Consider the following 11,230-nt stretch of genomic DNA (forward strand, 5'->3'; position numbering starts at 1 on the left):
TGCTCATCAAGACACCTGTAGGTCGTTGTCGATGAAGTCGAAAAGCTCGTCGTCGGTGTCGGCGTCGATGCCGGCGCCGGATTCGGCGGGCGCCTGCGCGCCACCCCATTTCACGAGCAGGGATTGCAGCCGGACGGTGATCTGGGCGCGCTCGGATTCGGAGGTGTCCAGGGCGGACAGCAGCTCGCCGAGCCGATCCATTTCCCGCAGCGCCACGGTCGCGGACGCGCCGCCGTCGGGGGCGAGCTCCGCACGCAGCAGGGCCGCCACCGCCGGGGCGGTCGGATGGTCGAACACCAGGGTCGCGGGCAGCCGCAGTCCGGTGGCCGCACCCAGGCGGTTGCGAAGTTCCACGGCGGTCAAGGAATCGAAGCCGAGGTCGCGGAACGAGCGATCCCGATCCACCGCGTCCGGGCTCGGATAACCGAGGACCGCGGCCATGTGGGTGGCGACCAGATCGGTGAGGATCCGCTCGGCGTCGGCCGGTGGCAGTCCGATCAGCTTGTCGCGCAGCGATTCCGCCGCACCGGTGCCTGTTTCGGCGATTCGGCGTGCGGGAGCGCGAACCAGGCCGCGCAGCAACGGATGTGGCTGCGCCTGGGTGCGCAGCGCGGCCGTATCCAGGTGCATCGGCGCCACGGCGGCGCGCCCGGCTTGCCGCGCCGCATCGAACAGGACCAGCCCGTCGGTGGCGGACAGGGCGCGAACTCCGCCGCGTGACATACGTTTGCGGTCAGCCTCGCCGAGATCACCGGTGATGGTGCTGCGCGCATCCCACAGCCCCCACGCCAGCGAGACGGCCGCCAGCCCCGAGGCCGCACGGTGCTGCGCAAGTGCATCGAGGTAGGCGTTGGCCGCCGCGTAGTTGGCCTGCCCGGGACCGCCGAAGAGACCGGAAGCCGAGGAGTAGAGCACGAATTCGGCCAGGTCCAGATGCGCGGTTTCCGCGTGCAGGTTCCACGCGGCGTCGACTTTCGGCCGCAGCACGGTGTCGATCCGGTCGGGGGTCAGGGCTTCGAACACTCCGTCGTCGATGACGCCGGCCGCGTGCACCACACCGGTCAGCGGGTGATCGGCGGGAATCGCGGCGAGCAGCGCATGCAGGGCTTCGCGGTCGGCGATATCGCAGGCCGCCATCGTCACTTGCGCGCCGAGTGCGGTCAGCTCGTCCGCGAGCTCGGGGGCCGTGCCCCGGCGGCTCGTGAGCAGCAGATGACGAATCCCGTACTCGCTGACCAGATGCCGGGCCACCAGCCCGCCGAGGGCGCCGGTCGCGCCGGTGATCAGCACCGTTCCGTCCGTGTTCAGGGCGGCGGGGACGGTGAGGACGACCTTCCCGATATGGCGTGCGCGGCTCACGAACCGGAATGCCTCGGGTGCTTGCCGGACATCCCATGTGGCGATCGGCAGCGGCTGCAGCACACCGGTTTCGAACAGCTTCATCAGCTCGTCCAGTAGCTGCCGGATGCGGTCGGGGCCCGCGTCGAACAGTTCGAAGGACCGATACACCACCCCGGGATGATTCGCCGCGATCTGCTCCGGATCGCGGACATCGGTCTTGCCCATCTCGATGAACCGGCCACCGCGCGGCAGCAGGCGCAGCGACGCGTCGACGAAGTCACCGGCGAGTGCATCGAGCACCACATCGACGCCGTGACCGTCTGTGCGCGCGAGGAATTCATCGGCGAAGTCCAGGCTGCGAGAAGAGGCGATGCGTTCCTCGGCCAGTCCCTGGGCGCGCAGCGCATCCTGCTTCGGCGGGCTCGCGGTGGCGAACACCTCCACGCCCCAATGCCGGGCCAGTTGCACGGCGGCCATGCCGACACCGCCCGCGGCGGCGTGCACCAGCAGCGACTCGCCCGCCTTCAGGTTCGCGAGATCGTGCAGTGCGTAGTAGGCGGTGAGGAAGACCACCGGCACGGAGGCGCCCTGGGTGAACGACCATCCGCTGGGCAGCTTCACGATCACTCGGGCATCGGCGACCACGGTCGGGCCGAACGCCCACGGGAGCAGGCCCAGTACACGGTCGCCGACGGCGAAATCGGTGACGCCCGCGCCTGTTTCGGTGACGATTCCGGCGCCTTCGACCCCGAGGGGCCCGGCGTCACCGGGATACATGCCCAGGGCATTGAGTACATCGCGGAAGTTCAAGCCGGCCGCGTGGACCGCGATGCGCACCTCACCCGCTTCGAGTGTTCGGGTCGCTTCCGGGTGCGGCAGCAGCGCCAGATTTTCCAGGGTGCCCTTGCCGGTGGTGTCGAGCCGCCAGGCAGGTGCATCGCCGGGCGCGGTGAGTGTGCCTGCCGCCCTGGCCAATCGCGGGGTGAGTACCGTACCCGCGCGCACGGCGACCTGCGGTTCACCGCTCGCGAGTGCGGCATCCAGGTCGGCGGGTGACTCCACATCGGCCAGCACGAACCTGCCCGGGTGCTCGGATTGCGCCGAGCGCACCAGCCCCCAGACCGCTGCTCCGGCGAGATCGGCCGGATGCTCGCCAGGCGCGGCGGCTACCGCGTGGCGAGTCATCACCGCAAGGCGCACGGAGGCGAATCTGTCCTCGGCGAGCCAGGATTGAAGCAGGCCGAGCATCCGATGGGTGGCGGCGCGTACAGCGTCGGGAGTATCCCCCGGTGCGGTGGCGACCACCACCATGTCCGGTACGGGATCCAGTGATTCGAGGGACGCGTCACCCAGCGCAACCCAATTCCCGGTCCACGCCCCGGGTTCACTCGCATTCACCCAGTCGAGCTGCCACAGCGAGTCATCGTGGCGGGGTGCGCCGAATTGCTCCGCCGCCGCTGCCCGCAGTACAAGCGAGTCGACCGAGGCTACCGGCTTCCCGGTGCCATCGGCCACCTGCAGACCCAGGGTGTCCGGACCGGATCGGGTCAGACGGACCCGCAGGGTGCGCGCCCCGCCGGCATAGAGCGAGACACCGGTCCACGAGAACGGCAGCGCGCCGGTGTCTCCGGCGTCCGGGACCAGGCCCAGTGCGTGCAGCGCGGAGTCCAGCAGGGCCGGGTGAATACCGAAGGCATCGTCGTGGAACTCCTGTGAGAGTTCGACTTCGGCAAGGATCTCGGCGCCGAGTTGCCAAGCCTTATGCAAGCCCTGGAAAGACGGGCCGTAAACGAAACCACGCTCGGCGAAGAGGTCGTAGCAGCCTGCTACCGCCAGCGCGTGCGCACCCTCGGGCGGCCAAACACTCAGGTCGAAATCGGCTGTGCGGCTTTCGATGCCGAGCATACCGGTGGCATGGCGAGTCCACTCGGTCGATCCATCCGCGGTGGAGTGGATCGACACGGCGCGCCGGCCTTGCTCATCCGCGGCGGCGACCGCGACCTGCAGTTGCAGTCCCCCGCGTTCGGGCAGGAGCAGCGGGGCAGCCAGGGTGAGATCCTCGACGACCGGGCAGCCGACCTGATCCCCGGCGCGGATCGCCAACTCCACCAAGGCCGTCCCGGGCACCAGCACCGAGCCGAGCACCGCATGATCGGCCAGCCACGGATGCGTCTCCAGCGAGAGTCTGCCCGTCAACAGCACGCCATCGGATTCGGGCAGGGCCACCGCCGCGCCGAGCAGCGGATGATCGGCCGCATCCAGGCCCGCGGCGGTGACGTCACCGCTGGGCGCGGCCTGCTTCGGCCAATAGTGCCTGTGTTGGAAGGCGTACGTGGGCAGTTCCACCCGCCGGGCATCGGGAAAGACTGATGACCAGTCGGTGCGAATCCCCCGGGCCGCCAATCGACCCAGCGCCGACATCGCGGCTTCGCTCTCGGGGCGGTCCTTGCGCAGCATCGGCACGAATGCGGTGCCCGATACCGCGTCGTCGATACTGTCCGGTCCCAGCGCCGACAGCGTGCCGTCCGGCCCCAACTCCAGGAAGGTCCGTACACCCTGGCCGGCCAGATATCGCACGCCGTCGGCGTATCGCACCGTCTCCCGGACGTGGCGCACCCAGTATTCGGCGTCGTAGGCGGTGACCGGCTGACCGGTCACATTGGACACCACCGGGATTCGCGGCGTCGCATAGGTCAGTCCCGCCGCGATCTTCCGGAACTCGTCGAGCATCGGCTCCATCCGCACCGAATGGAAGGCGTGGGAGACCGGCAGCCGCTTGGCCTTCCGATCACCCACGACCGCAAGGACCGCTGACTCGTCGCCGGACAGCACAATGGCGTTCGGCCCGTTGATCGCCGCAATACTCACACCGTCGGCGAGCGCCGGACGGATATCGGCCTCCGACGCCTGTACAGCCACCATCACGCCGCCGGCGGGCAGAGCCTGCATCAACCGGCCACGAGCGCGCACCAGCACGCACGCATCCGCCAGCGACATTGCTCCCGCGACATGCGCGGCGGCGAGCTCACCGATGGAATGCCCGAGCAGCAGATCGGGTCGCAACCCCCAGCTCTCGGCCAGCCGGAACAACGCCACCTCGACCGCGAACAGCCCGGTCTGGGTGTACTCGGTGCGATTCACCTGATCCGGATCCGCACCCCAGATCACTTCGCGAACCGGCATTTCCAGCGCAGCGCACACCTCATCGAAGGCGGCGGCGAAGACCGGGAACTCCCCGGACAGGTCGCGGCCCATCCCCAAGCGCTGCGCACCCTGCCCCGAGAACAGGAACGCCAGTTGACCTTTGACCACCGACCCGGTGATCGCGGGCGCGTCCAGCCCGGCCAACAACTCGTCACGGGTGCGCCCGATCACGACCGCGCGATAGCGATGTCCGGTGCGCGTCGTCGCCAGCGACCATCCGATATCGCCCGCTTCCAGCTCGGGCCGCGACCGCACATACTCACCCAGCCGCGCCAGCTGCTCCCCCAGCGCCGGCTCGGACTTCGCCGAAACAAGCCACGGGACAGGTGTTTTCGCCGCCGGCCCGGACTCCTGGCCGGCGGAGTACTCCTCCAGCACGAGATGCGCATTGGTGCCACTCACCCCGAACGAGGAAATCCCCGCCCGCCGCGGACGATCCCCGCCCGCCCGCCATTCCCGCGCCTCGGTCAGCAGTGACACCGCGCCCGCAGTCCAATCCACATGCGGGGACGGCGCATCCACGTGCAGCGTCGGCGGCAGCACGCCGTGCCGCATGGCCTGCACCATCTTGATCACCCCGGCCACACCCGCGGCCGCCTGGGTGTGCCCGATATTGGATTTGATCGATCCCAGCCACAACGGCTGCTCCCGATCCCGCCCGTAGGTCGCCAGCAACGCCTGCGCCTCGATCGGATCACCGAGCGTCGTGCCGGTGCCGTGTCCTTCGACCGCGTCCACCTCCCCGGCCGACAGCCCGGCCGCGGCCAAGGCCTGGCGGATGACCCGTTGCTGCGCAGGCCCGTTCGGCGCGGTGAGCCCGTTGGAGGCACCGTCCTGATTGATCGCCGACCCCCGCACCACGGCCAGGATCGGATGCCCGTTGCGGCGAGCGTCCGAGAGCCGCTCGACCACCAGCATTCCGGCGCCCTCACCCCAGCCGGTCCCGTCGGCCGCGGCCGAGAACGCCTTACAGCGCCCGTCCGCGGACAGGCCGCGCTGGCGGGAGAATCCGATGAACACCCCCGGCGTGGACATCACGGTCACGCCGCCGGCCAGGGCCAGCGAGCACTCCCCCGAGCGCAGCGACTGTGCCGCCCAATGCAATGCGACCAGCGACGACGAACAGGCGGTGTCAACAGTGATCGCCGGCCCCTCCAACCCGAAGGTGTAGGCGACGCGCCCGGAGGCGATGCTGCCGCCGAATCCCATCGTGCCTTCGAAGTTGTCGGCGGCGTGCTCCACCACGCTGGCATAGTCCTGATACATCACGCCCGCGAACACACCGGTCCGGCTGCCCCGCAGCGTTTCCGGGTCGATGCCGGCGCACTCGAAGGCCTCGTGCGACACCTCCAGCAGCAACCGGTGCTGGGAGTCGGTGGCCAGCGCCTCGCGTGGCGACATGCCGAAGAACTCGGGATCGAATTCGGCGGCCTCGTGCAGGAACCCGCCCGCGCGGGTGTAGGTGGTGCCGAGCCGGTCGGGGTCCGGATCGTAGAGCGCCTCGACGTCCCAGCCGCGATCGCGGGGGAATTCGGAGATGGCGTCGGTGCCGGACGCGACCAGCTCCCAGAGCTGGTCGGGGGTAGCGACACCGCCGGGATAGCGGCAGGCCATCCCGATGATCGCGATGGGTTCGTCCACGGCGACGGTCGCTGCCGGGGCGTCGACTTCGCCGGTGGCACCGGACAATTCCGAGCCGAGGTGCGCGGCCAGCGCCGCCGGGGTCGGGAAGTCGAACACCAAGGTCACCGGAAGCCGCAGGCCGGTGGCCGCACCCAGCCGGTTGCGCAGATCGACCGCGGTCAGCGAGTCGAAGCCGATCTCTCCGAAGGCCCGCCCGGTGTCGACCGCGTCCGCGCCGGAATGTCCCAGCACCGCGGCGACATTCGTGGTGACCAGCTCGAGCAGGGCACGCTCGCGCTCCTGCCCGGTCAGGCCCGTCAGTTGCGAGCCGGCCCGTCCGGCGATCTTACGGCGTGCGGGCGAGCCGGCCAGCCCGCGCAGCAGTGGCGCGATCTCGCCGTCTCCGGCGCGCGCCCGCAGTCCGGGCAGGTCCAGCCGCATCGCCACCACGAGCGCGTGCTCGGCAGCCGACCCGGTGTCGAACAGCGCCAGCCCTTCTCGCGCCGACAATGCCAGTACGCCGCCACGTGCCACGCGGGCCAGGTCGGCTTCCGCGAGATGTCCGGTGACCCCGCTGCGCACCGCCCACAGCCCCCATGCCAGCGAGGTCGCGGGCAGTCCGCGTGCTCGCCGATGCTGGGCCAGACCGTCCAGGAAGGCATTGGCCGCCGCGTAGTTGGCTTGCCCGCCGGTGCCGAAAACACCGGCGCCGGAGGAGAACAGCACGAAGGCCGAGAGCTCCAGCTCCGAGGTGAGCTCGTGCAGATGCCATGCGGCATCCACCTTCGGCCGCAGTACCTCCTCCACGCGGGCGTGGGTGAGGGATTCCAGGACGCCGTCATCGACGACGCCCGCGGTGTGCACCACCGCGGTCAGCGGATGCTCGGCCGGGATGCCCGCCAGCAGATCCGCCACCGCGGCCCGGTCCACGACGTCACAAGCCACGCTCGTGACGGTCACGTCCAGGTCGGCGAGCTCGGGTACGCGGCCGCTGCGGCTCGCCAGTAGCAGGTGCCGCACGCCGTGCTCGACCACGAGGTGTCGTGCGACCAAACCGGCGAGAGTTCCTGCGCCACCGGTGATCAGCACAGTACCGTCCGGGCGCCAGCTGATGGGTGCGGCCGCCGCGGTTACCTTCGCGAGCCGCGGCACGAACACCCGGCCCGCGCGGACCACGACCTGCGCTTCGCCCGAGGCCAGCGCGGTAGCCACGGCATCGGGTGCGTCCACATCGGCCAGCAGGAAGCGGCCGGGGTGCTCGGACTGGGCCGAGCGCACCAGACCCCAGACCGCGGCAGCCGCGAGATCGGTGATGTCCGCACCGGGTACCGCGGCGACAGCGCCGGTGGTCACCACCAGCAGGCGCGCGGTATCGGGGCGATTGCCGGCCAGCCAGGATTGCAGGGCGTCGAGAACGCGGCACACCGTGGCGTGTGTGGAGTGCACGGTGTCGCCGGGCTCGGGCTCGCAGGTGAGTACCTCGATCTCCGAATCAAGCTCCGGTGCAGAGGTTTCCGGCGCGGGCACCCATTCGACGTGGTAGAGCGGGTCCGGCCGTTGCTGGGGCCGATCGGTGGTCACGGCCCGCATTTCCAGAGCATCCACCGAGATCACCGGTGCCCCTGTGGCATCGGCCATCAGCACCGAGACACCGCCGCCCGCACGCGGAGTGACCCGCACGCGCACAGCCGTGGCGCCCGAGGCATGCAGCCTCACACCCGACCACGAGAAGGGCAGATGCGCACGCCCTTCCTCCGCGGCGAAGGCATCGAGACCCAGCAGGTGCAGCCCGGCATCGAAAAGTGCCGGGTGCAAACCGAATCCGGCTCCGTCGCCCTCCGGGAGGACGGCTTCACCGAACACCTCGTCACCGAGCCGCCAGGCCGCGCGCAGGCCGCGGAAGGCGGGACCATAGCCCATGCCCACGCTGGCCAGCGCGCTGTAGAGGTACTCGACATCCAGTTCGGTCGCACCCGCGGGCGGCCAGTGGCCGAGGTCGAACGACGCCGACTCCGCTCCGGCCGCAATGATTCCGGTGGCGTGGCGGGTCCATTCGTCATCCCGGCCCGAATACACCGAGAGCGCCCGGCGACCCGTCTCGTCCTCGGCGCCGAGGATGACCTGCAGGTCGACGCCACCGCGCTCGGGCAGCAGCAGCGGGGCGGCGAGCACCAGTTCCTCCACCGCGCCGCCGCCGACCTGATCGGCGGCGCGCAGTGCGAGTTCCACGAACGCCGTACCCGCCAGCAGCGGCGTGCCCGACGAGGTGTGGTCGGCCAGCCAGGGGTGGGTGTCCAGCGACAACCGCCCGGTGAGCAGCACACCTTCGGATTCGGGCAGCGATACCGCCGCGCCCAGCAGCGGATGGTCGGCCGCACCCAGTCCGGCCGCGGTGACATTCGTGAGCACGGCCGGTTCGAGCCAGTAGCGTTCGCGCTGGAAGGCGTAGGTCGGCAGGTCCACCCGCCGTGCGCCCGTACCGTCGAAGACCGTCGTCCAGTCCGGTCCGGAACCGGTGATGTGGAGCGCCGCGAGGGCATCGACGATCGTGCGTGTCTCGGGCCGGTCCGTGCGGGCGATCGGCGTGAATTCACCGGCGGGGACGCAGTTCTGGCCCGTGGCGCTCAAGGTGCCGTCCGGGCCCACTTCCAGGAACGTCCGCACACCGGAGTCCGCCAGATACCGCATGCCGTCGGCGAAGCGCACCGCTTCACGCACATGGCGCACCCAGTATTCGGCGTCGATGTCGGTGAGCGGCCGTCCGGTCAGGTTGGATACCAGTGGAATTCGCGGCTGCTGATAGGACAGCTCCGCCGCGACTGCCCGGAACTCGTCGAGCATCGGCTCCATGAGAGCCGAATGGAAGGCATGGGAGACGCTCAGCCGCTTGTACTTCCGGTCGCCGACGACTGCCATGACCGCGTCCTCGGTACCGGAGAGCACGACCGATTCCGGGCCGTTGATCGCCGCGATGCTCACGCCCTCGACCAGCAGCGGCCGCACCTCGTCCGCGGATGCCTGTACAGCCACCATCACGCCGCCTGGTGGCAGCGCTTGCATCAACTCTCCTCGCGCTGCGACCAATCTGGCGGCATCGGTCAGCGTCAGCACTCCGGCGACATGCGCGGCGGCGAGTTCACCGATGGAGTGTCCGAGCAGGAAGTCCGGTCGCAGGCCCCAATGCTCGAGCAACCGGAACGACGCGACCTCGAACGCGAACAGCCCGGTCTGGGTGAACTCGGTGCGGTTCAACCGTTCCCGATCGCCACCCCAGATCACTTCTCGCACCGGCAGATCCAGTGCCGTGCACACCTCGTCGAAGGCGGCGGCGAACACCGGGAATGTCTCGTGGAGTGCACGGCCCATCCCCAGCCGCTGTGCACCCTGTCCCGAGAACAGGAACGCCAGTTTGCCTTTCACCGGACCGCCGATCGCGGCCTCGCCCGTGGCCAGCGCGGCCAGGCCTCGCGACAGCTCCTCGCGGTCGGCCGCGAGCACCACCGCGCGCCGGGTCAGCGCCGCCCGGGAGGTGGCCGCCGAGAAGGCGATGTCGAGCAGACCATCCTGAGTGTCCAGGTGGGCACGCAGCCGCTGTGCTTGGGCACGCAGTGCTTCATCGGTCTTGGCGGACAACATGATCGGCAGCACAGGCAGCGTCGCCGCCGCAGCCATCGGCTCGGCCTGGGCCGATGGCGCCTGTTCGAGGATCGTGTGCGCGTTGGTGCCGCTGACGCCGAAGGAGGACACCGCGGCCCGGCGCGGCCGGCCGGTGTCCGGCCAGGGTGTCTGCGCAGTGACCAGATCGATCGCGCCGGCCGTCCAGTCGACCTGGGTGGTCGGCTCGTCCACGTGCAGGGTGGCGGGCACCTGGCCGTGGCGGATCGCCATGACCATCTTGATGATTCCGCCGACACCGGCCGCGGCCTGCGTGTGCCCGATATTGGATTTCAGCGAGCCCAGCAACAGCCGCTGATCGCCGAGGCGGTCCTGTCCGTAGGTCGCGAGCAGCGCCTGCGCCTCGATCGGGTCACCGAGCACGGTGCCGGTGCCGTGGGCTTCCACGACGTCGATCTCCCCGGCGGCCAGTCGCGCCGAGGCCAGGGCCTGGCGGATGACCCGCTCCTGCGATGGACCGTTCGGCGCGGTGAGCCCGTTCGAGGCGCCGTCCTGATTCACCGCGCTGCCGCGCACCACCGCCAGCACCGGATGCCCGAGCCGCAGTGCGTCCGACAGGCGTTCGACGAGCAGCATCCCGATGCCCTCGGACCAGCCGGTGCCGTCCGCGGCCTCCGCGAACGCCTTGCACCGCCCGTCCGCCGCCAGCCCGCCCTGCCGTGAGAACTCCACGAACAGGCCGGGATTCGGCATCACGGTCACCCCGCCCGCCAAGGCCAGCGTGCACTCGCCGCGCAGTAGCGCCTGACCCGCCAGGTGCAGTGCCACCAGCGAGGACGAGCATGCGGTGTCGACGGTGACCGCCGGGCCCTCCAGCCCGAAGGTGTAGGCGACGCGCCCGGAGATGACGCTGGCGGCGGTGCCGGTCAGCAGATAGCCCTCCGCCTCCGGTTCGGAGACCCCGATGCCGTATCCGGATCCATTGGCTCCCAGGAAGACTCCGCAGCGAGAGCCGCGCAAGGTATCCGGGTCGATGCCCGCCCGCTCGAAGGCCTCCCATGCGGTCTCGAGCACCAGCCGCTGTTGGGGATCCATGGCGAGCGCTTCGCGCGGGCTGATCCCGAAGAACGCGGCGTCGAATTCCGCTGCGTCGTAGAGGAATCCGCCCTCTCGCGCGTGGGAGGTGGATTCGAGTGCTTCGAGATTCCAGCCGCGATCGCGCGGAAACTCCGCGACCGCGTCGATTCCGGAGGTCACCAGCCGCCAGAGGTCCTCCGGTGAGGCGATGCCGCCCGGATACCGGCAGCTCATGCCCACGATGGCGAGGGGCTCCCGATTCGTCTCCTCCAGTTCGCGATTCAGCTGCCGCAGCCGTTCGGTCTCCTTCAGTGAGGCGCGCAGCGCGTTCCTGAGCTGGTCGGTGTTCGTGGTCATCGTCTTCTCCACC

1 pseudogene is annotated in these 11,230 nt (G+C 70.0%); it reads right to left on the reverse strand.

Annotated features, from left to right (window positions below):
• Positions 1 to 6 precede the first annotated feature (6 nt).
• Positions 7 to 11,214: pseudogene (locus tag ACH438_RS11665) on the reverse strand (SDR family NAD(P)-dependent oxidoreductase); the annotation flags it as partial.
• Between the last annotated feature and the right edge of the window lie 16 nt (positions 11,215 to 11,230).

Origin of the sequence: Nocardia sp. NPDC020380 (assembly GCF_044386975.1) — a bacterium.
In the GTDB taxonomy this organism is placed as follows: domain Bacteria; phylum Actinomycetota; class Actinomycetes; order Mycobacteriales; family Mycobacteriaceae; genus Nocardia.